22 protein-coding genes are annotated in these 22,340 nt (G+C 67.2%); 12 read left to right on the top strand and 10 right to left on the bottom strand.

Going from position 1 to position 22,340, the window contains the following annotated elements:
- Positions 1–10 precede the first annotated feature (10 nt).
- The 3 genes from MJO54_RS20805 to MJO54_RS20795 are packed head-to-tail and all read right to left on the bottom strand — an operon-like array spanning position 11 to position 2,049.
- The gene (locus MJO54_RS20805; RefSeq protein WP_046283416.1) at positions 11–499 is read right to left on the bottom strand and encodes a nitroreductase family deazaflavin-dependent oxidoreductase; all 489 of its coding nucleotides are present in this window, start codon (positions 497–499) and stop codon (positions 11–13) included.
- A 9-nt stretch (positions 500–508) separates the two neighbouring features.
- On the bottom strand, positions 509–898 hold the full coding sequence (locus MJO54_RS20800; RefSeq protein WP_064889302.1) for a DUF8021 domain-containing protein: 390 nt from the start codon (positions 896–898) through the stop codon (positions 509–511).
- A complete protein-coding gene (locus tag MJO54_RS20795) occupies positions 898–2,049 on the bottom strand; it encodes a steroid 3-ketoacyl-CoA thiolase (protein WP_065153194.1) in 1,152 nt (383 codons plus the stop codon). Before MJO54_RS20795 ends, MJO54_RS20800 begins: the two co-directional genes overlap by 1 nt.
- 179 nt (positions 2,050–2,228) lie before the next feature.
- On the opposite strand from MJO54_RS20795, the gene MJO54_RS20790 reads away from it, so the two are divergent.
- The 6 genes from MJO54_RS20790 to ltp2 are packed head-to-tail and all read left to right on the top strand — an operon-like array spanning position 2,229 to position 8,238.
- On the top strand, positions 2,229–3,479 hold the full coding sequence (locus tag MJO54_RS20790; RefSeq protein ID WP_046283413.1) for a cytochrome P450: 1,251 nt from the start codon (positions 2,229–2,231) through the stop codon (positions 3,477–3,479).
- Positions 3,480–3,516: 37 nt separating this feature from the next.
- On the top strand, positions 3,517–4,521 hold the full coding sequence (locus MJO54_RS20785) for an acyl-CoA dehydrogenase family protein (RefSeq protein ID WP_046283412.1): 1,005 nt from the start codon (positions 3,517–3,519) through the stop codon (positions 4,519–4,521).
- A complete protein-coding gene (gene fadE29, locus MJO54_RS20780; RefSeq protein ID WP_240175406.1) occupies positions 4,522–5,685 on the top strand; it encodes an acyl-CoA dehydrogenase FadE29 in 1,164 nt (387 codons plus the stop codon). It begins immediately after the preceding gene.
- Between the two features lie 14 nt (positions 5,686–5,699).
- Entirely contained in the window at positions 5,700–6,683 is a 984-nt protein-coding gene (locus MJO54_RS20775; protein WP_240175405.1) for a bifunctional MaoC family dehydratase N-terminal/OB-fold nucleic acid binding domain-containing protein, read from the top strand.
- On the top strand, positions 6,680–7,081 hold the full coding sequence (locus MJO54_RS20770) for a MaoC family dehydratase (protein ID WP_046283409.1): 402 nt from the start codon (positions 6,680–6,682) through the stop codon (positions 7,079–7,081). The genes MJO54_RS20775 and MJO54_RS20770 overlap by 4 nt, the downstream gene beginning before the upstream one ends.
- Complete coding sequence (gene ltp2 / locus MJO54_RS20765; RefSeq protein WP_046283408.1) at positions 7,081–8,238, top strand: 17-hydroxy-3-oxo-4-pregnene-20-carboxyl-CoA lyase; 1,158 nt, start codon at positions 7,081–7,083, stop codon at positions 8,236–8,238. Before MJO54_RS20770 ends, ltp2 begins: the two co-directional genes overlap by 1 nt.
- Positions 8,239–8,308: 70 nt before the next feature.
- On the opposite strand, the gene MJO54_RS20760 is transcribed toward ltp2, so the two are convergent.
- The 3 genes from MJO54_RS20760 to kstD form a co-directional block, all read right to left on the bottom strand.
- Complete coding sequence (locus MJO54_RS20760) at positions 8,309–9,790, bottom strand: PPE family protein (protein ID WP_240175404.1); 1,482 nt, start codon at positions 9,788–9,790, stop codon at positions 8,309–8,311.
- Positions 9,791–9,871: 81 nt separating this feature from the next.
- The gene (locus tag MJO54_RS20755; RefSeq protein WP_240175403.1) at positions 9,872–10,732 is read right to left on the bottom strand and encodes an enoyl-CoA hydratase ChsH3; all 861 of its coding nucleotides are present in this window, start codon (positions 10,730–10,732) and stop codon (positions 9,872–9,874) included.
- A 2-nt stretch (positions 10,733–10,734) separates the two neighbouring features.
- Positions 10,735–12,426: a 3-oxosteroid 1-dehydrogenase gene (gene kstD / locus MJO54_RS20750; protein WP_205843459.1), complete on the bottom strand. Its 1,692-nt coding sequence runs from the start codon at positions 12,424–12,426 to the stop codon at positions 10,735–10,737.
- A 255-nt stretch (positions 12,427–12,681) separates the two neighbouring features.
- Here kstD and MJO54_RS20745 point away from each other — a divergent pair, with 255 nt between their 5' ends.
- From MJO54_RS20745 to MJO54_RS20720, 6 genes are all read left to right on the top strand, one after another.
- The gene (locus MJO54_RS20745; RefSeq protein WP_082108119.1) at positions 12,682–13,941 is read left to right on the top strand and encodes a cytochrome P450; all 1,260 of its coding nucleotides are present in this window, start codon (positions 12,682–12,684) and stop codon (positions 13,939–13,941) included.
- A 157-nt stretch (positions 13,942–14,098) separates the two neighbouring features.
- Positions 14,099–14,884, top strand: a complete 786-nt coding sequence (locus MJO54_RS20740; protein ID WP_064889299.1) for a 2-keto-4-pentenoate hydratase — start codon at positions 14,099–14,101, stop codon at positions 14,882–14,884.
- A 20-nt stretch (positions 14,885–14,904) separates the two neighbouring features.
- A complete protein-coding gene (locus MJO54_RS20735) occupies positions 14,905–15,834 on the top strand; it encodes an acetaldehyde dehydrogenase (acetylating) (protein WP_065153197.1) in 930 nt (309 codons plus the stop codon).
- Positions 15,834–16,862: a 4-hydroxy-2-oxovalerate aldolase gene (gene dmpG, locus MJO54_RS20730; RefSeq protein ID WP_240175402.1), complete on the top strand. Its 1,029-nt coding sequence runs from the start codon at positions 15,834–15,836 to the stop codon at positions 16,860–16,862. Before MJO54_RS20735 ends, dmpG begins: the two co-directional genes overlap by 1 nt.
- 52 nt (positions 16,863–16,914) lie before the next feature.
- On the top strand, positions 16,915–18,990 hold the full coding sequence (locus MJO54_RS20725; protein WP_240175401.1) for a RecQ family ATP-dependent DNA helicase: 2,076 nt from the start codon (positions 16,915–16,917) through the stop codon (positions 18,988–18,990).
- A 21-nt stretch (positions 18,991–19,011) separates the two neighbouring features.
- Positions 19,012–19,281 carry a hypothetical protein gene (locus MJO54_RS20720; protein WP_046283402.1) on the top strand — a complete coding sequence of 90 codons (270 nt, stop codon included), beginning with the start codon at positions 19,012–19,014 and terminating at the stop codon, positions 19,279–19,281.
- Here the strand turns inward: MJO54_RS20720 and MJO54_RS20715 are convergent.
- The 4 genes from MJO54_RS20715 to MJO54_RS20700 are packed head-to-tail and all read right to left on the bottom strand — an operon-like array spanning position 19,256 to position 22,323.
- Positions 19,256–19,975, bottom strand: a complete 720-nt coding sequence (locus MJO54_RS20715; protein WP_240175400.1) for an EthD domain-containing protein — start codon at positions 19,973–19,975, stop codon at positions 19,256–19,258. The genes MJO54_RS20720 and MJO54_RS20715 overlap by 26 nt on opposite strands.
- A gap of 10 nt (positions 19,976–19,985) precedes the next feature.
- Positions 19,986–20,927 carry a TIGR03619 family F420-dependent LLM class oxidoreductase gene (locus tag MJO54_RS20710; protein ID WP_240175399.1) on the bottom strand — a complete coding sequence of 314 codons (942 nt, stop codon included), beginning with the start codon at positions 20,925–20,927 and terminating at the stop codon, positions 19,986–19,988.
- On the bottom strand, positions 20,924–21,391 hold the full coding sequence (locus tag MJO54_RS20705; RefSeq protein WP_205843460.1) for a nuclear transport factor 2 family protein: 468 nt from the start codon (positions 21,389–21,391) through the stop codon (positions 20,924–20,926). Before MJO54_RS20705 ends, MJO54_RS20710 begins: the two co-directional genes overlap by 4 nt.
- Complete coding sequence (locus MJO54_RS20700) at positions 21,388–22,323, bottom strand: IclR family transcriptional regulator (RefSeq protein ID WP_046283399.1); 936 nt, start codon at positions 22,321–22,323, stop codon at positions 21,388–21,390. Before MJO54_RS20700 ends, MJO54_RS20705 begins: the two co-directional genes overlap by 4 nt.
- Positions 22,324–22,340: the final 17 nt, after the last annotated feature.

Genomic DNA, 22,340 nt, shown 5'->3' with positions numbered 1-22,340 from the left:
GAGATCGCTGTTAGGGCTCGCAGATGACGATCGGGATCTCCCGATCAGTCCAGGCCCGGTAGTTGACGAAGTCGGGGTACATCTTGTCGAGCTTGGGCCAATAGGCGGCCCGCTCGGCCTCGCTGGCGTCGCGAGCACGCAACGACAGCACCTCGCTGCGGATCCGGAATGACACCTGCGGGTTGGCCTTCAGGTTCAGGTACCACATCGGGTTGGTGGCGCGCCCGCCCTGGGAAGCCACCAGGATCACCCGGTCACCCTCGCGCAGGAACAACAGCGGGGATTCCCGCGGCTGACCCGACTTGCGTCCGGTGGTGGTGAGAATGCCGACCTCGGGAACCTCGCCGAAGTGCTTGGTGCCCAACCGCCATTTACCGCCCACCCGGCCGCCGGTTGCCTTGTAGGCCCAGGTGTTGGCCCGCGACATCCACTTGATCACCGTCCCGGTGACCGGCGAATCCAGCGACTTCGGCTTCTCTGGTGTGTCTGGGTTGCTCACTGGCTCACTCTAACGGTGGATGAACGGACGAATCCCCGCGCGGATGTGGTGGATCACGGCGGTGCCGTCCGGGCTGTCAGCGGGGATCCGGAAAACCTCGTCGACATGCGAGCAGACCCGGACCCCGAACAGCGACGGCTTGGTGATGATGTCGTAGACCGCCCGCACATCGTCGCCGTCGATGCTGTACTTCGGCAACGTGGCCGCCGAGATCAACCGGAACTGCGGACCGCGGTTGAGGCTGCGGCGCAGATGATTTCCCGAGAAACCGGTCTTGAGTCCGACCTCGATCCGGACGCAGTCCGGGCTGAATCGGACCGCCGAAGCGTCGTGACTGACCAGCGCGTCGATGTAGGCCTGGGCCGCCGCGATGCGGTCGTTCTCCGGAACCGAAGCCACTAGATGCGCTCGATGATGGTGCCGGTGGACAGCGCTCCGCCGGCACACATGGTGATCAGCGCGGTCGACTTGTCGGTGCGCTCGAGCTCGTGCAGCGCCGTGGTGATCAGCCGGCTGCCGGTGGAACCCACCGGGTGGCCCAGCGCGATCGCCCCGCCGTTGACGTTGACCCGATCCATGTCCGGCTTGTGCACCGCTGCCCAGGACAACACCACCGAGGCGAACGCCTCGTTGATCTCGACCAGGTCGATGTCACCGATCTTCATGCCGGCCTTCTCCAGCACCTTCGCGGTGGACTGCACCGGGCCGTCCAGGTGGTAGTAGGTCTCGGAGCCGACGTTGGCCTGGCTGACGATGCGCGCGCGCGGCTTGAGGCCCAAGGCCCTCGCCTTGTCTTCATCCATCCACAGCACCGCGGCCGCGCCGTCGGAGATCTGCGACGAGGTACCGGCGGTGTGAATGCCGCCCTCCATGACGGGGTTCAGCGCCGCGAGGCCCTCGGCCGTGGTGTCGCGCAGGCCCTGGTCGCGGCTGACGGTGTTCAGCTCGGCGGTGGGCTGCTTGTTCTCGTCGATCACCGGGGCCTCGATCGGGGAGATCTCCCGGTCGAACCGGCCCTCGGCCCAGGCCTGTTTGGCCAGCTGCTGGGACCGCAGCCCCAGTGCGTCCACGTCGGCGCGGGTGATGCCCCGGCGCTTGGCGATGCGCTCGGCCGCCTCGAACTGGTTGGGCAGGTCGATGTCCCAGGACGCTGCGCGGGCGCCGCCGCCGTTGGCGCCCAGCGGGACGCGGCTCATCGCCTCGATGCCGCAGGCGATGCCGATGTCGATGGCGCCGGTCGCGATCAGGCCGGCGATCAGGTGGTTGGCCTGCTGGGCGCTGCCGCACTGGCAGTCGATGCTGGTGGCGCCGACATGCTCGGGCAGCCCGGCCACCAGCCAGGACTGCCGGGTGACGTTGTTGCCCTGCTCGCCGAACTGCGTGACGCAGCCGCCGATGACCTGCTCGACACTGCCCGGGTCGATGCCGGCCTTCGCGACCAACGCCTTCTGCACCGCCCCGAGCAGTTCGGTGGCGTGCAGGCCGGACAACCAGCCATTACGTTTACCGATGGGGCTGCGTGTGGCTTCGACGATGACAGGATTACCCATGCGGCCAGGCTAGAACACGTTTCATTAGTCTGACAAGCGACGATGCGACAGCGCCTTTGATCTGCGGTCGGGCCGTGTTTCAATGGTCGCAATCAGGCACTAGACGGCGTTGTTCAGCGCTTCATCGTTCAAACGTCGAACCCACACAGTTACCTACAGAACACCCAAGGAGTAGACACATGGGCTGCCCCGCCATCCCCAGCGACTTCGACTTCCTCGATTCCGAGATGAGCCTGAAGGGCCTCCCGGTCAAGGAGCTCGCCGAGCTGCGTAAGTCCGAACCGGTGCGTTGGGTCGACGTTCCCGGCGGAACCGGAGGCTTCGGCGACAAGGGTTACTGGCTGGTGACCAAGCACAAGGACGTCAAGGACGTCTCGCTGCGCAGCGACGTCTTCTCCAGTGCGATGAACGGCGCGATCCCGGTCTGGCCGCAGGAGATGACCCGCGAGGCCGTCGACCTGCAGCGCGCGGTCCTGCTGAACATGGACGCGCCGCACCACACCCGGCTGCGCAAGATCATCTCCCGGGGCTTCACCCCCCGCGCGCTCTCGCGGCTGGAGGACGAGCTGAAGGCGCGGGCGCAGAAGATCGCCCAGACCGCCGCGGCGTCCAACACCGGCGACTTCGTCGAGCAGGTGTCCTGCGAGCTGCCGCTGCAGGCCATCGCCGAACTGCTCGGTGTGCCCCAGGACGACCGGGACAAGTTGTTCCGCTGGTCTAACGAGATGACCGCCGGCGAGGACCCGGAGTACGCCGACGTCGACCCGGCGATGTCGTCGTTCGAGGTCATCACCTACGCCATGAAGATGGCCGAGGAACGGGGCAAGAACCCCACCGACGACATCGTGACCAAGCTGATCCAGGCCGACATCGACGGCGAGAAGCTCAGCGATGACGAGTTCGGCTTCTTCGTCATCATGCTGGCGGTTGCCGGTAACGAGACCAGCCGCAACTCGATTACGCATGGCATGGTCGCGTTCTCGCAGAACCCCGACCAGTGGGAGCTGTTCAAGCGGGAACGGCCGCAGACCGCTGTCGACGAGATCATTCGTTGGGCCACCCCGGTTTCGGCATTCCAGCGCACGGCCAGCGAAGACACCGAGATCGACGGCGTCAAGATCAAGGCCGGTGACCGCGTGGTGATGTCCTACCGTTCGGCCAACTTCGACGAGGAGGTGTTCGACGACCCGTTCACCTTCAACATCCTTCGCGACCCCAACCCGCACGTCGGCTTCGGCGGCACCGGGGCGCACTACTGCATCGGCGCCAACCTGGCCCGCCTGACCATCAACCTGATCTTCAACGCGGTCGCCGACCACATGCCCGACCTGAAGCCGATGGGAGAGCCGGAGCGGCTGAAGTCCGGCTGGCTCAACGGCATCAAGCACTGGCCGGTCGACTACTCGGGTGCGTGCCCGGTCGCGCACTGAGCACACTGACGGCCTAGACGAATCAAGGAGGATTCGGGTGGATTTCACACCGAACCCGGAGCAGCAGGCTGTCGCCGATGTGGTGACGTCGGTGCTCGACCGAGACAACAACTGGGATGCGCTGGTAGCCGGCGGAGTCGCGGCGCTCGGCGTGCCGGAGCGACTCGGCGGCGATGGTCTGGGCCTCTCGGAGTTGGCCACCGCGCTGACCGAGATCGGCCGTCATGGCACCATCGGTCCTGCGCTGGCGACGTTGGGCCTGGGGTTGATCCCGCTGCTGGACCTGGCGTCCGAGAGCCAGCAGGACCGGTATCTGGCGGGGGTGCCCACCGGTGCGGTGCTCTCGGCCGCGCTGAACGAACCTGGCCGACAGCTGCCGGAGCACCCCACGACCAGCTTTGCCGGCGGGAAGCTCAACGGCACCAAGACCGGTGTCCCCTATGCGCAGACGGCGACGTGGTTGGTCGTCACCGCTGACAAGGCGGTGGTGGTCGTCGCCCCGGACGCCGAGGGCGTCACGGTCACCAAGACACCGGCCTCCAACGGATCCGACGAATACGTGGTGACGTTCGCCGACGTCGCGGTTGAGGACGCCGACGTTCTCGACGGCGCCAGCGTTGCCCGAGTCAACCAGTTGGCGCTGGCCGCCACCGGGGCGTTCGCGGCCGGGCTGGTGGCTGGCGCCCTGCGGTTGACCGCCGACTACGTCGCCACCCGCGAGCAGTTCGGCCGTCCCCTGTCGACGTTCCAGACCGTGGCCGCTCAGCTTTCTGAGGTCTACATCGCTTCGCGGACCATTGACTTGCTGGCGACATCAGCGATTTGGCGGTTGGCTCAAGGTCTGGACGCCGGCGAAGACCTCGGCATCCTGGGCTACTGGCTGACATCGCAGGCTGCACCGGCCATGCGACTCTGCCACCACCTGCACGGCGGTATGGGCATGGACATCACCTACCCGATGGACCGCTACTACTCCTCGATCAAAGACTTGACCCGGCTGTTGGGTGGTCCCGTGCACCGCCTCGATTTGGTGGGAGCGTAAATGTTCATCGACCTGACACCCGAGCAGCGGGCGCTGCAAGCCGAACTGCGCGAGTACTTCTCGACCCTCATCACGCCCGAAGAGGCGCAGGCGATGGAGTCGGATCGGCACAACGAGGCCTACCGTGCCGTGATTAAGCGGATGGGCAGCGACGGCAAGTTGGGCGTCGGCTGGCCCAAGGAGTACGGCGGCCTGGGATTCGGTCCCGTCGAGCAGCAGATCTTCATCAACGAAGCCAATAGGGCTGACCTCCCACTGCCGATGGTCACCTTGCAGACCGTCGGCCCGACTCTGCAATTGCTCGGCACCGAAGAGCAGAAGAAGAAGTTCCTGCCTGGGATTCTTTCCGGCGAAGTGCATTTCGCGATCGGTTACTCCGAACCCGATGCCGGCACCGATCTCGCCTCGCTGCGCACCACCGCGGTCAAGCACGGTGACGAATACATCGTCAACGGGCAGAAGATGTGGACCACGGGCGCCCACGACGCCGACTACATCTGGCTGGCCTGCCGAACCGACCCGGCCGCTGCCAAGCACAAGGGCATCTCGATTCTCATCGTCGACACGAAGGATCCCGGATACTCCTGGACTCCGATCATCCTGTCCGATGGGGCCCATCACACCAACGCGACGTACTACAACGACGTGCACGTACCCGCCGACATGCTTGTCGGTGAGGAGAACGGTGGCTGGAAGCTCATCACGACTCAGCTCAACCACGAGCGCGTCGGTCTGGGTCCGGCTGGTCGCATCGCCGGCATCTACGACCAAGTACACCGCTGGGCGTCCAAGCCTGGTTCGGACGGCGTTACGCCGATCGAACACGACGACGTGAAACACCTGCTGGCGCAGATCAAGTCGATCTGGCGTATCAACGAGTTGCTCAACTGGCAGGTGGCGGCCTCTGGTGAGAACATCGCCGTCGCCGACGCTGCGGCCACCAAGGTGTTCTCCACCGAACGGATCCAGGAAGTCAATCGCCTCGCTGAGGAGATCGTCGGCAGATTCGGCAACCCGGCGGACCCCGAGACCGCCGAAGTCCTCGTCTGGCTGGACAAGATGGCCAAGCGCAACCTGGTGATCACCTTCGGCGGCGGCGTCAACGAGGTCATGCGCGAGATGATCGCCGCTTCTGGGCTGAAGGTTCCGCGGGTGTCACGATGAGTCGAGGAGAGGTGATGACCGACATTTCCTCCGGGATCGAGCAGATACTGGCGTCTGGCCGCAGCAAGCCACGGTCCGGCCGCGATCCGGTGAACCAGCCGATGATTCGGCATTGGGTCGACGCGATCGGCGACGCCAACCCGATCTACACCGACGAGGCGGCCGCGCAGGCGGCTGGCCATCCCGGAATCGTCGCTCCGCCGGCCATGATCCAGGTCTGGACCATGATGGGACTGGGCGGGGAGCGCCCCGCCGACGACCCGCTCGGCAAAGTCATGGAACTGTTCGACGGCGCAGGCTATGTCGGCGTGGTGGCCACCAACTGTGAGCAGACCTACCACCGCTACCTGCGTCCCGGCGAGGAAGTCAGCGTCACCGCCGAGGTGACCGACATCGTCGGCCCCAAGAAGACCGGCCTGGGTGAGGGCTACTTCGTCACCCAGAAGATCCGTTGGTGGGTAAACGGCGACGAAGACACGGAATGCGTGGCCGACATGAATTGGCGCATCCTGAAGTTCCTGCCCGCCGATAAGGAAAGCGCGGGCTCCTCAGCCGCGGTGCCCGAGGACCTCGACCCCGACAAGATGATGCGCCCGTCATGGTCGCGGGACTCCCAGTACTTCTGGGACGGGGTGGCCGCACACGAGCTGCGCATCCAGCTCCGCCCGGACGGCAGCCTGCAGCACCCGCCCGTCCCGGCGGTCTGGAAGGACAAGACCGAGACCACCGACTATGTCGTCTCCAGCGGCAAGGGAACGGTGTTCAGCTACGTGGTGCACCACGCGCCCAAGGTTCCCGGCCGCAGCTTGCCGTTCGTGATCGCGCTGGTCGAGCTGGAGGAGGGCGTGCGGATGCTCGGTGAGCTCCGTGGCGTCGACGCTGCCGCGGTCAAGATCGGAATGCCGGTTCGCGCAACCTTCCTCGATTTCCCTGCCAGCGATGTCGGTCCGGCGTGGTCTCTGTACGCCTGGGAGCCTGTGGAAGGAGACGGGGCATGAGCGCTGCGACTGTCGACGTGGGCACCAAGCTGCCCGAGCTGAAGATCTACGGGGACCCGACCTTCATCGTCTCCACGGCGATCGCCACCCGCGACTACCAGGACGTGCACCACGACCGGGACAAGGCGCAGGCCAAGGGCTCCAAGGACATCTTCGTCAACATCTTGACCGATACCGGTCTGGTGCAGCGCTACATCACCGACTGGGCCGGGTCCAACGCGGTGATCCGTTCGATCGGGCTGCGGCTGGGTGTGCCGTGGTACGCCTACGACACCGTCACCTTCTCCGGTGAGGTGACGGCGGTGGACGACGGCCTGGTCACCGTGAAAGTCGTGGGCAACAACAGTCTTGGCGACCACGTCATCGCCACCGCCACACTCACCCTCGGGGAGGCCTGATGTTGTCCGGTAAGGCGGCTATCGCCGGAATCGGCGCGACCGACTTCTCCAAGGAGTCCGGGCGCAGCGAACTACGCTTGGCTGCCGAGGCGGTGCTCGACGCTCTCGACGACGCGGGCCTGAAGCCCTCCGATGTCGACGGCCTGGTCACCTTCACCATGGACTCCAACCTGGAGACCGCCGTCGCGCGTGCCACCGGGATCGGTGAGCTGAAGTTCTTCTCCCAGATCGGCTACGGTGGCGGTGCCGCCGCCGCGACGGTGCAGCAGGCCGCCCTGGCGGTGGCCACGGGAGTCGCCGAAGTCGTGGTGGCGTACCGCGCTTTTAACGAGCGCTCGGAGTTCCGGTTCGGACAGGTGATGACCGGCTTGACGGTCAACGCCGACTCGCGCGGCGTGGAGTACAGCTGGTCGTACCCGCACGGCCTGAGCACCCCGGCGGCGTCGGTGGCGATGATCGCCCAGCGCTACATGCACGAATACGGCGCCACCAGTGCGGATTTCGGTGCGGTGTCGGTGGCCGACCGCAAGCACGCGGCGACCAACCCGAAGGCGTTCTTCTACGGCAAGCCGATCACCATCGAGGATCATCAGAACTCGCGGTGGATCGCCGAACCGCTGCGGCTGCTGGACTGCTGTCAGGAGAGCGACGGCGGGGTGGCGATCGTCGTCACCACTCCGGAGCGGGCTCGCGACCTCAAGCACCGTCCGGCGATCATCGAGGCAGCCGCGCAGGCCGCCGGGGCCGACCAGTTCACCATGTACTCCTACTACCGTGAGGAGCTCGGGCTGCCCGAGATGGGTCTGGTGGGCAAGCAGCTGTGGTCGCAGTCGGGTCTGACGCCCGACGACATCCAGACCGCGGTGCTCTACGACCACTTCACCCCCTACACGCTGATCCAGTTGGAAGAGTTGGGATTCTGCGGCAAGGGCGAGGCCAAGGACTTCATCGCCGGCGGCGCCATCGAGCTCGGCGGCCGGCTGCCGATCAACACCCACGGTGGTCAGCTCGGTGAGGCCTACATCCACGGCATGAACGGCATCGCCGAGGGCGTGCGCCAGCTGCGCGGCACTTCGGTCAACCAGGTCGATGGCGTCGAGCACGTGCTGGTGACCGCCGGGACCGGTGTGCCTACATCGGGCCTGATCCTCGGCTAATAGGCCGAGCAGACGCGAAAGCCCCCAAAAATCGACATTTTTGGGGGCTTCCGCGTCTTTTCGCGCTGGGTTACCCGCCCTCGCCCCAGCTCTCGGGCAACAGCGGAAGGGTCGGCCCGTCGCTGAAACCGCCGCTCGCCAACCTGGTCAAACCTGTTGCTGGCAGACCCGGCTTGGCTTGTGCCGCAGCGAATCCCAACGGCCCGGCACTACTGTTGGAGGCGCGAGTCGCGACGTCTGGCCCCGCATCGGGGGTGTCGTCGGCGTAGACGTAGATGAACTCGTCCGCATGCCCGCGAGCACTTCGGCGTCGGCGGGCCCTGGACCGGTCCCGTGCGGCCGCAGCTGCGGCCGCCGCCTCGGCGGCTGCTTCCGGATTCTGTGCCTTCTTGACGGCATGGGCGCGGGCCGCGGCGGGGATCCGGCTGGTCGCGCCGGGAGGCCCGATCACATAGGGCGGGAAGAACGCCGGGCTACCGCCCGTCGGGGGAGCAGCAGGCGGTGCCGGCGCGGGCGCGGCGCTGGTCGTCGGCGCCGATACCGAGCCGCCGGTGGCCGGTGCCGCGGCCGTGTTGGCGACGGTGGTGGACGGATTCGCCGAGCCCACGGAGGCCAACGGATTCTCTGTGGGCAGGGCCTCGGCGGGCAGAACGGCCGGGGCGGGCTGAATTCCGGCGAGACCGGCCAAGCCGGCTGCCCACCCCAGGTTGCCGATCGCCAGGGCCAGCGCGGGTTGCAACAGCGCTGGAGCGAATTGACTCAGCGCCGAGGCGATCTGCGTGGCGTGGAAGGTCAGGTCGGCCATGATGACTGGCAAATCGGTCAGCAGGGCGGCGGGATCCGTCAGCAGATCGTTGATGATGGTCTCGGCGTATTCGCCCAGCTCGCCGAAGAGATGCTTCCAGAACTCCGGGTCGAGAAGGTCTGCGTCCCCGTCGTGGATTCCCCCGTGGTCGTGGTCGTGGTCGTGGTCGTGGTCGTGGTCGTGGTCGTGATCGTGGTCAGCCTCGGCGTGGTTGACGATGGGCGGTGCCGTGGCAAGCCGTGGGGTCGAGGCCAGCGCTGCGCCGGACACCGCTTCATAGGTCGCCATCGTGGTGGCGGCCTGGACCCACATCCGTACGTAGTCGGCTTCGTTGATCGCGATGGGGATGGTATTGACCCCAAAGAAGTTGGTAGCGACCAAAACTCCGTGGATGGCATGGTTGGCCGCCAGTTCCGGCATGGTGGGCATGGCCGCCAACGCACTGACGTAGGCGGCGGCCGCCGTTTCGTGCTGAGATGCACGTGCGGCGCTGTCCGCGCTGGCCGTCGCCAACCAGGCCAGGTACGGCAGGTGTGCGGCGAGATAGCGCTCGGCGCTGGGTCCCTGCCACGACGCTGCCTGGGTAGCTCCCAGCACCTCCCGCAATGCCTCTGCGATCGCGGTGTACTCAAGGCTCAGCGATGACCATGCGCCGGCGGCAGACAACAGTGGGCCGGGCCCCGGGCCGCTGCTCAGCGCCGCCGAATGCACCTCTGGAGGAGATGCCATCCATACCGGCGCCGTCATGACGATCACCATATCGAAGATGAAAGTCATTTTCAATTAGGGGCCGCCGCACGGGCGGTCGACGAGGACGCCGGGGGCTGGCTAGGCCGTAACAAGCTCCACATCGTTGAGGATGGCGGCGTCCTCACGCGAGGGCGCCACGACATTGCCCACCAGGCGAGCGCCGTCTTTCCACAGCCGGGCCCGCAGCGTCTCGCCCGGGAAAACCACGCCGGCGAACCGGGCGCCGAAGGACCGGACCGCACCGGCGTCACCGTCGAGCACGGTGTCGACCGCCGCCTTGCAGGTCATGCCGTAGGTGCACAGCCCGTGCAGGATCGGCCGGTCGAAGCCCGCCGCGGCTGCGAACGCCGGGTCGGAGTGCAGTGGGTTGCGGTCGCCGCAGAGCCGGTAGAGCAGTGCCTGCTGCGGGGACACCGGGATGTCGACTTCGAAATCCGGTGCCCGGTCGGGAAGTTCGGTGGCGGTCGACGGTCCGCGCTCGCCGCCGAAGCCACCCTCGCCGCGAGCGAAGATGGACCGGTGCTGCGTCCACAGCGGCGTGCCGTCGGTGGCGGTCACCGAGGTCTCGAGCACCACCACCGCGGCTTTGCCCTTGTCCCATACCTCGACGATCCGGCTGATCGCGCGGGCGCTGCCCGACGGCGGCAGCGGCGCCGGCACAGTGACCTTCTCCGAGGCGTGCAGGATCTTGGCCAGGTCGATCTCGATCCCGGGCCAGCTCACCTTCGGCGGGTCCACCTCGTTGAACGAGGCCGCGACGCAGCCGAAGGTCGGCAGCACCTGTGGCTTGCCGTCCACCACGTAGCTCAGCTCACGCGGATCCATCGGGTCCGACCCGGCTCCCAGCGCCAGGTTGTAGAGCTGCACATTGGTCGCGGTCCAGGAGAATTCGACCTGGCCGAACTCTGCTCCCAGTGCGACGTCGAGATCGATCGCCATAGCTAGGCCTTTCCGGCGATGTCGAGGGCGGCCAGGTAGCCGAACGTCATGGCGGGTCCGATGGTGCCGCCCGGTCCCGGGTAGGTGTGGCCCATCACCGGCGCACTCACGTTTCCTGCCGCGTACAGGCCCGCGATGACACTGCCGTCGTCGCGCAATGCCCGGCCGTTCACGTCGGTGCGGATCCCGCCCTTGGTGCCCAGGTCGCCCGGCACCATCTTGGCCGCGTAGAACGGCCCCTGCGCGATCTGGCCCAGGTTGGGGTTCGGCTTGTTGGTCGGGTCACCGTAGTAGCGGTCGTAAGCGCTCTCGCCGCGGTGGAAGTCCTCGTCCACACCCGTCCGCGCGAACTCGTTGAACCGCTCGACGGTCGCGGCCAGTGCGGCGGCCGGCACGCCGGTCTTGGTCGCCAGCTCGTCCAGGGTGTCGGCGGAGACGATCACACCGGACTCCAGCCACTTCTTCGGGATCCGTTGGCCCGGCTGCAATCCCGCGAAGATGTAGTTGTTGCGGTAGCGCTGGTCGAAGATCAGCCAGGCCGGGATGTTCTCACCGGGGCCGGGGCCCTGACCGAACTCGCCGCCGTACATGTGGTGGCAGGCCTCGACGTAGGGCATCGACTCGTTCATGAACCGCTTGCCGGCCATGTTCACGATGATCGATCCGGGCGAGTTGCGCTCTGACAGCGCGAACCACGGCGCCCCGGGCAGCGGCACCGTCGGCCCCCACCAGGAGTCCTCCATGATGTCCAGGGCGGCGCCGAGCTTCTCGCCGGCCACGATGCCCTCGCCGGTGTTGGCCTTCGCGCCCACGGTCCACTCGGTGGTGATCGGCGCGCGCTGGTACTTCACCCGCATCTGTTCGTTGTGCTCGAATCCGCCGCTGGCCAGGATGACCCCGCGTCGGGCGCGGATCAGGCGCGGCTCACTCGATTCGGAGTCGCTCGCCCCACGAACGTAGACACCCCGCACCACGCCGTCTTCCACGTAGAGGTCGGTCAGCGCGGTGTTGAGCTCCACCGGAACGCCGGCGTTGCGTAGGCCGATGCGCAGCGGCGCGATCAGGGCCCGGCCCATGCCGACCAGGTTCTTGCCGGTGGCCTGGGCCCACATGGTGCGGGCGCCCACCTTCAGGCTGCGCAGCACTCCGCGGGGGTGGCGCTTGAGCTGGTTGAGTCGGACGTAGTCCTGCTGCATGACAACGACATTCAGCGGCACCTTGCCGTAAGCCGGCTCCAGGCCATTCATGTCGGCGCCCAGCTTCTTGGCGTTGAACGGCTTCGGCTCGATCGAACGGCCGGTGGGCTTTCCGCCGGGCTGCTCGGGGTAGTAGTCGGCGTAGCCGGGAACCCAGCACATCTTCAGCGGCGAGTTCTTCAGCACGAACGACAGCATCTCCGGCCCACGCTGCAGGTAGGTGTCGATCTTCTCGGCCGGAACCACGTCGCCGACGATGGTGTGCAGATAGGTGCGAGCGGCTTGGGCGTCATCTTTGACGCCCGCGCGCTGCAGCACCTCGTTGTTGGGGATCCACACGCCACCACCGGAGCGAGCGGTCGAGCCGCCGTAGTGGGCGGCTTTCTCGATGACGATGGTGGACAGTCCCTGGTGGGCGGCGGTGAGGGCGGCGACCATCCCGGCGCCGCCGCTTCCGACCACGACGACGTCGTACTCCTGTTCGGCCATGTAGAACACGTTATAGAATTGCCCCGCCCGGGCGCCAGTTGGCTGGCCTTATTGCTCCGGCGCCCCCCGCGCGTTCGTTCCCTACCCTGCTGGTAACCCCTCGGTTCCGGCCAGGTCACGCCGACTGGTCGGCGTAGTAGAACGTGTTCCAGTTTTGCCTCATATGCAGGGCCTTTCTGCCCTTCCGTCCAAGGTGAAGGCATGCTTTACTGGCGCGAGAACGTATCGCTTTCTCCTGCGGATCAGTAGTGAGGAGTTGTCATCGTGGCCAGCCCTACTATCGCGTCAGCCACCGGCATTCCGGCCGGTTTCGACCTCACCGACCCGGAGATCTACGCCGAGCGACTACCCGACGCGGAGTTCGCCGCACTGCGGCGCAGCGAGCCGATCAAGTGGATCGCGCAGCCCGACGACAAGAGCGGCGGCTTCAAAGACGGCGGCTACTGGGCCATCACCCGGCACGAGGACGTCAAGGAGATCTCGCGGCTGGACGACGTGTTCTCCAGCGAGCGCAACGGCGCCATCCCCAGGTTCCACGACGAAACAACCCGCGAACAGCTCGACGCGCAACGGATCCTGATGCTCAACCAGGATGCGCCGAAGCACACCCGGCAGCGCCGGATCATCTCCCGTGGCTTCACTCCTCGGCACATCTTGCCGCTGCACGATGACCTGCAGGCGCGGGCGCAGGCGATCACCAAGGAAGCACTGGCTCGAGGCAGCGGCGACTTCGTGGTGGAAGTGGCCTCGGAGTTGCCGTTGCAGGCGATCGCGGGGTTGATGGGGGTGCCGCAGGAGGACCGCGGCAAGTTGTTCGACTGGACCAACCAGATGACGTCGTACGACGACCCGGAGTTCGCGCACTACGACCCGGCGGCCTCAGCGCTGGAGATCATCACCTACGGGCTCAAGCTCGCCGAGCTCAAGCGCCAGAACCCCGGCCCGGACATCGTCACGACACTGGTCGAGGCCGACGTCGACGGCGAGAAGCTCAATGATGACGAGTTGGGCTACTTCATCATCCTGTTGGCGGTGGCCGGCAGCGAGACCACTCGCAACTCGATCACCCAGGGGATGATGGCGTTCACCGAGCATCCCGAGCAGTGGGAGCTGTTCAAGAAGGAGCGCCCGGCGACCACTGCCGACGAGGTGGTGCGCTGGGCCACTCCGGTGACGTCGTTCCAGCGCACCGCGACCCGTGATCACAACCTGAACGGCACGTTGATCAAAGAAGGTCAGCGAGTGGTGATGTTCTACCGCGCGGCCAACTTCGACGAGACGGTGTTCGACAACCCGCAGGAGTTCAACATCTTGCGTGACCCCAACCCGCATGTCGGTTTCGGCGGCACTGGCGCGCACTACTGCATCGGCACGCATTTGGCGCGGATGACGATCGGGTCGATCTTCAACGCGATCGCCGACAACATTCCGGACCTCAAGCCCCTGGACCGCCCGCAGCGGCTGCGCTCCGGATGGCTCAACGGCATCAAACACTGGCATGTCGACTACACCGGCGGCCGGTGATCTACAGGCCGCCGGTGTCGCAGCGGGCGAAGTAGGGCAGACGGGCTAGCTACGAGGCTAGGCCTCGTCTCGGTGTTGGCGTTTTAGAACACGTTATAGAATTGCCGCTGAACGGCTCGTTTCATCCGCTCAACACCACCCGAGGGGACCATCGAAGATGCTCAGCGCCCAGATCCGTGAGGAACTCGCTGCCGAGTTGGCGCAAGCGGAGCGGAGTCGGGTTCCGATCTCTCCGTTGACGGCGGCTCAGCCCGGCATCGACGTCGTCGACGCCTACGAGATCCAACTGATCAACATCCGCCAGCGGATCGCCGAGGGCGCCCGCGTGGTCGGCCACAAGGTCGGCCTGTCCAGCGAGGCGATGCAGCAGATGATGGGCGTCGACGAACCGGACTACGGGCACCTGCTCAACGAGATGCAGGTGTTCGAGGACAAGCCGGTCAAGGCGTCGAACTACCTCTACCCGCGGATCGAGGTCGAGGTGGCCTTCATCCTGGCCGCGGATCTGCCGGGCGCGGACTGCACCGAAGAGGACGTGCTGGCCGCGACCGAGGCCTTCGCCCCGGCGATCGAACTGATCGACAGCCGGATCAGCGACTGGAAGATCAAACTCTGCGACACCATCGCCGACAACGCATCGTCGGCGGGATTCGTGCTGGGCACGCAGCGCGTCAAGCCCGGTGACATCGACATCAAGAACATCGATGCGGCGCTGACCAAGAACGGCGAGGTGGTCGCGCAGGGCCGCAGTGACGCGGTGCTGGGCAACCCGGTCACCGCGGTGGCCTGGCTGGCTCGCAAGGTGGAAAGCTTCGGGGTGCGGTTGAAGGCAGGCGACATCGTCCTGCCGGGCACCGCGACCCGGGCCATCGACGTACACGCCGGTGACGACTGTGTCGCCGACTTCACCGGGCTGGGTTCAGTCCGGCTGGTTTTCGCATAGATTCCAATAGAGGAGCGTTCATGGCTGCTAAAGCCTCAGTCGCGATTGTCGGGTCGGGCAACATCAGCACCGACCTGCTGTACAAACTGCTGCGTTCGGAGTGGCTGGAGCCGCGCTGGATGATCGGTATTGACCCGGAGTCCGAGGGCCTGGCCCGAGCCCGCAAGCTCGGCCTGGAGACCTCGGCCGAGGGGGCGGACTGGCTACTGGCCCTGGATGAGAAGCCGGACTTCGTCTTCGAGGCCACCAGCGCCTACGTGCACAAGGCGTACGCGCCCAAGTACGAGGCCGCCGGCATCCGGGCCATCGACCTGACCCCGGCCGCGGTGGGTCCGGCGGTGATTCCGCCGGCAAACCTGCACGAACACGTCGACGCACCGAACGTCAACATGATCACCTGCGGTGGTCAGGCCACCATTCCGATCGTGTACGCGGTCACCCGCGCGGTCAAAGCTCAGGGCGGCACCGTGCCGTACGCGGAGATCGTGGCCAGCGTCGCCAGCGTGTCGGCCGGTCCGGGCACTCGCGCCAACATCGACGAGTTCACCAAGACCACCTCGGCGGGTGTGCAGACCATCGGTGGTGCCGAGCGCGGCAAGGCGATCATTATCTTGAACCCCGCCGACCCGCCGATGATCATGCGCGACACCATCTTCTGCCAGATCCCCGAGGACGCCGACCGTGACGCGATCACCGCGTCGATCAAGGACGTCGTCGCCCAGGTGCAGACCTACGTGCCGGGCTACCGGCTGCTCAACGAGCCGCAGTTCGACGAGCCGTCGCTGAACTCCGGTGGGCGTGCGGTGGTCACCACGTTCGTCGAGGTCGAGGGCGCCGGCGATTACCTGCCGCCCTATGCGGGCAACCTGGACATCATGACCGCCGCCGCCACCAAGGTCGGCGAGGAGATCGCCCGCGAGATGGCGGCAGCAAAGGCTGGAGGAGCGTAATGAGCGACCACATCTTCGATGTGCGGATCACCGACACCTCGCTGCGCGACGGTTCGCACCACAAGCGTCACCAGTTCACCCCCGAAGAGGTCTCGGCGATCGTCGCCGCGATCGACGCCGCCGGGGTACCGGTGATCGAGGTGACCCACGGGGACGGGCTGGGCGGGTCCAGCTTCAACTACGGGTTCTCCAAGACTCCCGACCAGGAGTTGATCAAGCTCGCGGCGGCCACGGCCAAGGACGCCAAGATCGCCTTCCTGATGCTGCCCGGCGTGGCTACCAAGGAAGACATGAAGGAGGCGCAGGGCAACGGCGGCGAGATCTGCCGGATCGCCACCCACTGCACCGAGGCCGATGTCTCCATCCAGCACTTCGGCCTGGCCCGCGAGCTCGGTCTGGAGACCGTCGGGTTCTTGATGATGGCCCACACCGTGTCCCCGGAGAAGCTGGCCGCCCAGGCCCGCATCATGGCTGACGCCGGTTGCCAGTGCGTGTACGTGGTCGACTCGGCCGGCGCGCTGGTGCTCGAAGGTGTGCGTGACCGGGTGGCCGCGTTGGTCGCCGAGCTCGGTGACGACGCCCAGGTTGGTTTTCATGGCCACGAGAACCTCGGGCTCGGCGTCGCCAACTCCTTGGAGGCGGTGCGCGCCGGTGCCAAGCAGATCGACGGGTCGGTGCGCCGGTTCGGCGCGGGTGCGGGCAACGCCCCGGTCGAGGCGCTGATCGGGGTGTTCGACAAGGTCGGGATCAAGACCGGCATCGACTTCTTCGACATCGCGGATGCCGCCGAGGAAGTGGTGCGTCCGGCCATGCCCGCCGAGTGCGTGCTGGACCGCAACGCGCTGATCATGGGCTACTCCGGGGTGTACTCCAGCTTCCTCAAGCACGCGGTGCGCCAGGGCGAGCGCTACGGCGTGCCCGCCCACGAGCTGCTGCACCGGGCCGGGCAGCGCAAGCTGATCGGCGGCCAGGAGGACCAGCTCATCGACATCGCGCTGGAGATCCAGCGGGAGCGGGCTGCGAAGTAGTGATTTCGGCGCGGTATTGCCCGCTGAGCGGGCAGAATCGCGCCGCAATCGCATGAAAAATCAAGCCCAGGCGATTCTGGAGCAACTGGCCGGACCACAGGCGCGGCTGCGGGACGACCAGTGGGCTGCGATCGAGGCACTGGTGGTGGCGCGCCGCCGCGCGCTGGTGGTGCAGCGGACCGGCTGGGGCAAGTCGGCGGTGTACTTCATCGCGGCGAAACTGCTGCGGGCTGGCGGGCACGGCCCGACGGTGATCGTGTCGCCGCTGCTGGCGTTGATGCGCAACCAGGTCGCCGCCGCGGAACGAGCCGGCGTGCACGCGGCCACCATCAACTCGTCGAACGTGACCGAGTGGGCCGACGTGCAACGCCGGGTGGCCGCGGGCGAACTCGACGTCCTGCTGGTCAGCCCGGAGCGGCTCAACAATCCCGACTTCCGCGACGAGGTGCTGCCGGCGCTGGCCGCCCGGGCCGGGCTGGTCGTGGTCGACGAGGCCCACTGCGTATCGGATTGGGGCCACGACTTCCGGCCGGACTACCGGCGCATCCGCACCCTGATCGGCGAACTCGGCGCCGACATCCCGGTGCTGGCGACCACGGCCACCGCCAACGACCGGGTGGTCTCCGATGTCGCCGGCCAGCTCGGGGTCGGCGGTGGCGACACCTTGGTGCTGCGCGGTGGCCTGGACCGCGAATCGCTACGGATGTCGGTGGTCCAAGCCGGGGGCCCGGCTGCGCGGGCCGCCTGGATCGGCGCTCACCTGGAGAAGCTTCCGGGATCCGGGATCGTCTACACGCTCACCGTGGCTCAAGCCCACGATGTGGCTGCCGACCTGCGCGCGCAGGGGTTCGCGGTGGCCGCCTACACCGGTTCGACCGACTCGGCCGATCGCGAGCAGCTTGAGGCTGATCTGCTGGCTAACCGGGTCAAAGCGCTGATCGCCACCTCGGCGCTCGGCATGGGATTCGACAAACCCGACCTGGGATTCGTCGTCCACCTGGGCGCGCCGTCCTCGCCGATCGCCTACTACCAGCAGGTCGGCCGGGCCGGGCGCGCCACCGCCAGCGCCGAAGTGATCCTGCTGCCCGGCACCGAGGACTCCGACATCTGGCACTACTTTGCGTCGCTGGCCTTCCCCGCGGAGTCCTTGGTGCGCAAGGTGATCGGCGAACTGTCACCCGATCAGCCGCTGTCAACGCCGGCACTGGAAGCCCGGGTGGACCTGAACCGGTCGCGGCTGGAGATGGTGCTCAAGGTTCTCGACGTCGACGGCGCGGTACGCCGAGTCAAGGGCGGTTGGTTAGGCACCGGAGCCCAGTGGACCTACGACGAGCAGCGCTACCGCAAGCTCGACGAGCTGCGGCGGGCCGAGCAGCAGGCGATGCTGGACTACCAGGCCACCGACGGCTGCCGGATGAGTTTCCTGCGGGCCCAACTCAACGACCCCCAGCTGCAGCCGGGGGAGCGCTGCGGGCGATGCGACAACTGTGCCGGGCCGCGGTTTGACGCCGCGGTGGATCCCAGCGTTGCCGCAGCCACGCGTGAGCGGCTGATGCGACCCGGCGTGGAGATCACGCCGCGGCGACAGTGGCCGTCGGGGCTGGCGCAGCTCGGCGTCACACTGTCCGGCCGGATCTCCGACGGGCCGGAGCCGGGCCGGGTCATCGGCCGGCTCACCGACCTGGGCTGGGGTGCGCGCCTGCGGCGGCTGCTCGACGAGCCGGACCGCGAAGTGCCCGACGAGGTGGTGCGCGCGGCCGTGAGCGTGCTGGCCGACTGGGATTGGCAGACCCGGCCGACCGCGGTGCTGGGCCTGGACTCGGCCACGCACCCGATTCTGATCGGCTCGTTGACCGACCGGCTGGCGCAGCTCGGCCGCCTGACCCGCTTGGACACTTTGCGGTATGCGCCGCAGCGCCGCGCGACGACGGCGGCGAACTCGGCCTACCGGGTCGCCGCGCTGCAGGGCTGCTGGCTGCCGCCGGTGGAACTACCGGCCGATATCGGCCCGGTGCTGTTGGTCGACGACGTCACCGACACCGGGTGGACGTTGACGATGGCGGCCCGGGTGTTGCGGGCTGCGGGCGCACCGCAGGTGCTGCCGTTCGCCCTGGCCAGCGTGAACTAGAAACGCGGGTACCGTCGAGTGATGAGCGGTATTACTCGAGCGATCGCGGTCGGCCTGCTCAGCCTGGCCGCGGTACTGACACCGGTGGCCAACGCCGCACCGCAGCAATGCGACCAGACCTTCGGCAACTCCATCGACTCGTACCTGAACCGGCATCCGGACGTCCGGGCTGAACTAGACGAGAAGGGACGGCAGGAGGATCCCGGCGCCCCGAACCCGGTGCTGTCCTACCTCGAACGGCACCCGCATGTACGGGAGGCGTTGATCACGCTGTCTCAGCAGTGTGTGTGACGAACGGCGTCCGGAACACATAGCGGCTGGTGGGTACGGTGTCGATATTCAGGTGCGCGCCGAACGCGCTGACACTGGCGATCATCCGGCCCACCCGATCGGTGAGGTCGGCTTCGTCGGCCGCGCCGTAGAACGCGTACGGGTCTGACACCGCCTCGTCGGGGAAGTTCTCCTCGACAATGGCGTCGATGCGGGGTGCGTCCTCGGTGAGCGGGCGGATCACGACATTCTGGGTGTAGCCGAAGGTGGCCTGGGTGTCGATCGCGACCTGGGTGTGGTCGATGTGCCAGCGGTGCAGCCAGGTCGCCTCGTCCAAATCAGCCGGCCGGCGCAGCAACGCCACATTGGCCAGACCCGGGGTGCGGCGGCCCTCGCCGAGGTCAGGCGGCGGCATGGGCATCGATTCGGTCACCAGATACGCTGCCGCCGAATCAGATTCGGCTTCGATCAGGGCGATGGCGGCTCGCGTCGCTTCGCCGTAGTACTGCTGGGTCCACAGGCTGATGACGGCCGCCGCCGGCGGGTCCAGCGTCGTCAGGGTCATCATGGAGTCGCGCACCTGCTCGTCGCGCACGTTGACCACGACGCCCGGCAGGCCCAGATCCAGTAGTTTCGCTGCGATCGGACCGCGCAGATTCTGGCACCATTGGTCGCTGAAATCTGCTGTGCGCGCGACGATCATGACCTTTTCCATCGATGTCTCCTTAACCGGTTGCGGCGCGGAACGCCGAGACGAGTTCGCTGAGCAGTTCGGTGGCCTGGCCGATGTCCTTGGGCAGCGAGCAGGTGACCCGCACATCGGTGACACCGGCGGCTACCAGTGCCGGCGCGGTGGCCGCGGTGGCCGCGGTGTCCAGGGAGCCGTCCGGGTTCTTAGCGGTGCTCGCGTGGCCCAGGATTTGCAGGCCGGTGGGGTCGCCGCCCAGTGCGGCGATGCGGTCCTTCATCGCCGCGATGGCCCCGGCCGGGTCGCGCATTGCCGGGCCCCACGGGATCCAGCCGGACCCGAACCGGGCCAGCCGGCGTGCCACCGCGTCGTTGACGGTGCCGCTCACCCAGATCGGAACCCCGCCGGGGGCAACGGGTTTGGGCATCTGGTGAATGTTTTCGAAGGACAACTCCGGGGACGTGTAGCTGCTGCGCTGCTGAGTCCACAGTGTCTGGCACACCTCCAGGGTGTGGTCCAGGAGTCGCCCGCGACGCTCGAATGACAGTCCGGCGGCCTCGTACTCCTCGCGTTGCCAGCCGACGCCCACGCCAAGATCCAGTCGCCCTCCCGACAGCACATCCAGGGTGGCCAGCTCTTTGGCCAGCACCGCCGGGCGGCGCAGTGCCGCCAGCAACACTGCAGTGCCCAACCGGATGCGGGTGGTGGTGGCGGCCAGCGCGGTGAGCACGATCAGCGGATCCAGCCACTGGCCGTCGGGCCCGGTCGGCTGGCGTCCTCCGGTGATCCCGCCGAGCCGCGGGTCGGCGTACGCATCCGGATTCTCGCCGAACACCACGTGGTCGGAGACCACCACCCGATCGACACCCGCAGCGTCCATCGCCGCGCCCAGGGCCAGGGTGGTGGCCCAGTCGTGGCTGGGATCATCGGTGAAAGTTTTCAGCTGCAACGAAATCTGCGGCCTTTGGGCTGTGGTCATGAGCGCACCTGCCGGGGCGGTCGCGACTCGATCGCGTCGATGGTCAACTGCCGCTGGGCGATTCGCCAGCCTTGCTCGAGGCGGTGATAGGCGTCGCGGTAGCGCAGGTACCAGACGTGGTCGGTGAGCTTGCCGTCGTGCTCGATCCAATGATGCGCCACCCCGGTGATCTCTCCGGTCGCGACGTCAGTCGAGGTCGCGGCGGTGTAGACCTCGCCGAGGATGCCGTGCTGGGTGCGGGTCAGGCCGGCCAGTGCTGACATTGCGTCCCGCACGCCGGCGTGGCCGTGGTGGCGCACGCATGGCTCCAGGTGATCCGGCGGATCCGGCAGCACGAGTTCGGCGTCGGCGGTGAACAATTCGGCTAGCTCGTCGAATCGTCGCGCGTCGACATAGCCGGCGTAGCGGTGCACGAGCTCGGACAACTCCAGTCGCGAAGCGGCCGACAAGACCAGCGCGGTCATGTCGCCGAACCTAACAGCCAGGCGGGCTTACTTCCGCCGAGTTGCGCGGTGAGGGCCTCTGCGGTCCGCAACAGTCCGCGCGCCCACTTGGTGATCTCGGAGTCGGTCAGTGCGCGCTGGGCGTGCAGCGACACCACCATTGCCTGGCGTTGATGGTGGTCGTAGACCGGCGCGGAGATCACGCTGATGTCGTGGCGGCCCCGGCTGCCGGCTTCGCCACGCAGATACACCCGCTCGCCGATGTCGGAGACCAGCTCACCGAGCAGGGCCCGCAGCTCGTCGGGCAGATCGCTGGACAGGCCCGCCATCAACCCGTAGAGCCGTTGGCCGCCGGGTGTCAGACGCTCGACCAGGTAGCCGTCGGCGCGGCATTCGTCGACGACGCGTTGCAGTCGTTCGCTCTCCGATCGCAGCGGGATGGTGGGCTGGCGGGCCAGCCAGTCCCGCAGGGCGTGGTCGTCCCAGAGCACGAACATCAGCCCGACCGGCGGGGCGAAGGGATAACTCTGGCCGGCTTGGACTCCCAGGTGCGCGTTGGGCGCCGCCACCAGCTCCAGCACCGTGATGCGGTCGTCGACCACCGCGCTCAGCGCCGCGGAGGTGGCGAAATCCGCGGACAGCCGCTGCAGTTGCTCGCGTGCCTCGGGGCCGACCCGCAGCGCCTGTTGGGCCGCGCGACCGAGCGAGATCAGGCCCGGCCCGAGCCGGTAGGTCTTGTGGGGGTCGTCTCGTGTCAGGTAACCCGCGTCGGCCAGGGCGTTGGCGATGCCCAGGCAGGTCGGCTTGGACAGCTCGGTGCGCCGGGCCAATTCGGACAACCCGAAGCTCTGGTCGGGGTGGCGGGCCAGAAAGTCCAGGATCGTCACCACCCGCTCGGTCGGCGGGGACGACCGCACAACTCGTTGGGGCGCCGCTTGTTCAGGCACAGCCATTGCAGCATGCTACCGCG

This window comes from Mycolicibacter virginiensis (assembly GCF_022374935.2).
GTDB classification, from domain to species: Bacteria; Actinomycetota; Actinomycetes; order Mycobacteriales; family Mycobacteriaceae; genus Mycobacterium; species Mycobacterium virginiense.
This window is presented reverse-complemented; position numbering and strand designations above follow the sequence as displayed.

What these genes read in the sequence shown, in the direction of transcription:
- MJO54_RS20795 (WP_065153194.1), bottom strand. Translation starts at nt 2,049, where the DNA reads ATGGGTAATCCTGTCATCGTCGAAGCCACACGCAGCCCCATCGGTAAA.
- MJO54_RS20790 (WP_046283413.1), top strand. Translation starts at nt 2,229, where the DNA reads ATGGGCTGCCCCGCCATCCCCAGCGACTTCGACTTCCTCGATTCCGAG.
- fadE29 (WP_240175406.1), top strand. Translation starts at nt 4,522, where the DNA reads ATGTTCATCGACCTGACACCCGAGCAGCGGGCGCTGCAAGCCGAACTG.
- MJO54_RS20775 (WP_240175405.1), top strand. Translation starts at nt 5,700, where the DNA reads ATGACCGACATTTCCTCCGGGATCGAGCAGATACTGGCGTCTGGCCGC.
- MJO54_RS20770 (WP_046283409.1), top strand. Translation starts at nt 6,680, where the DNA reads ATGAGCGCTGCGACTGTCGACGTGGGCACCAAGCTGCCCGAGCTGAAG.
- ltp2 (WP_046283408.1), top strand. Translation starts at nt 7,081, where the DNA reads ATGTTGTCCGGTAAGGCGGCTATCGCCGGAATCGGCGCGACCGACTTC.
- MJO54_RS20760 (WP_240175404.1), bottom strand. Translation starts at nt 9,790, where the DNA reads ATGACGGCGCCGGTATGGATGGCATCTCCTCCAGAGGTGCATTCGGCG.
- MJO54_RS20755 (WP_240175403.1), bottom strand. Translation starts at nt 10,732, where the DNA reads ATGGCGATCGATCTCGACGTCGCACTGGGAGCAGAGTTCGGCCAGGTC.
- MJO54_RS20740 (WP_064889299.1), top strand. Translation starts at nt 14,099, where the DNA reads ATGCTCAGCGCCCAGATCCGTGAGGAACTCGCTGCCGAGTTGGCGCAA.
- MJO54_RS20735 (WP_065153197.1), top strand. Translation starts at nt 14,905, where the DNA reads ATGGCTGCTAAAGCCTCAGTCGCGATTGTCGGGTCGGGCAACATCAGC.
- dmpG (WP_240175402.1), top strand. Translation starts at nt 15,834, where the DNA reads ATGAGCGACCACATCTTCGATGTGCGGATCACCGACACCTCGCTGCGC.
- MJO54_RS20725 (WP_240175401.1), top strand. Translation starts at nt 16,915, where the DNA reads ATGAAAAATCAAGCCCAGGCGATTCTGGAGCAACTGGCCGGACCACAG.
- MJO54_RS20720 (WP_046283402.1), top strand. Translation starts at nt 19,012, where the DNA reads ATGAGCGGTATTACTCGAGCGATCGCGGTCGGCCTGCTCAGCCTGGCC.
- MJO54_RS20715 (WP_240175400.1), bottom strand. Translation starts at nt 19,975, where the DNA reads ATGGAAAAGGTCATGATCGTCGCGCGCACAGCAGATTTCAGCGACCAA.
- MJO54_RS20710 (WP_240175399.1), bottom strand. Translation starts at nt 20,927, where the DNA reads ATGACCACAGCCCAAAGGCCGCAGATTTCGTTGCAGCTGAAAACTTTC.
- MJO54_RS20705 (WP_205843460.1), bottom strand. Translation starts at nt 21,391, where the DNA reads ATGACCGCGCTGGTCTTGTCGGCCGCTTCGCGACTGGAGTTGTCCGAG.
- MJO54_RS20700 (WP_046283399.1), bottom strand. Translation starts at nt 22,323, where the DNA reads ATGGCTGTGCCTGAACAAGCGGCGCCCCAACGAGTTGTGCGGTCGTCC.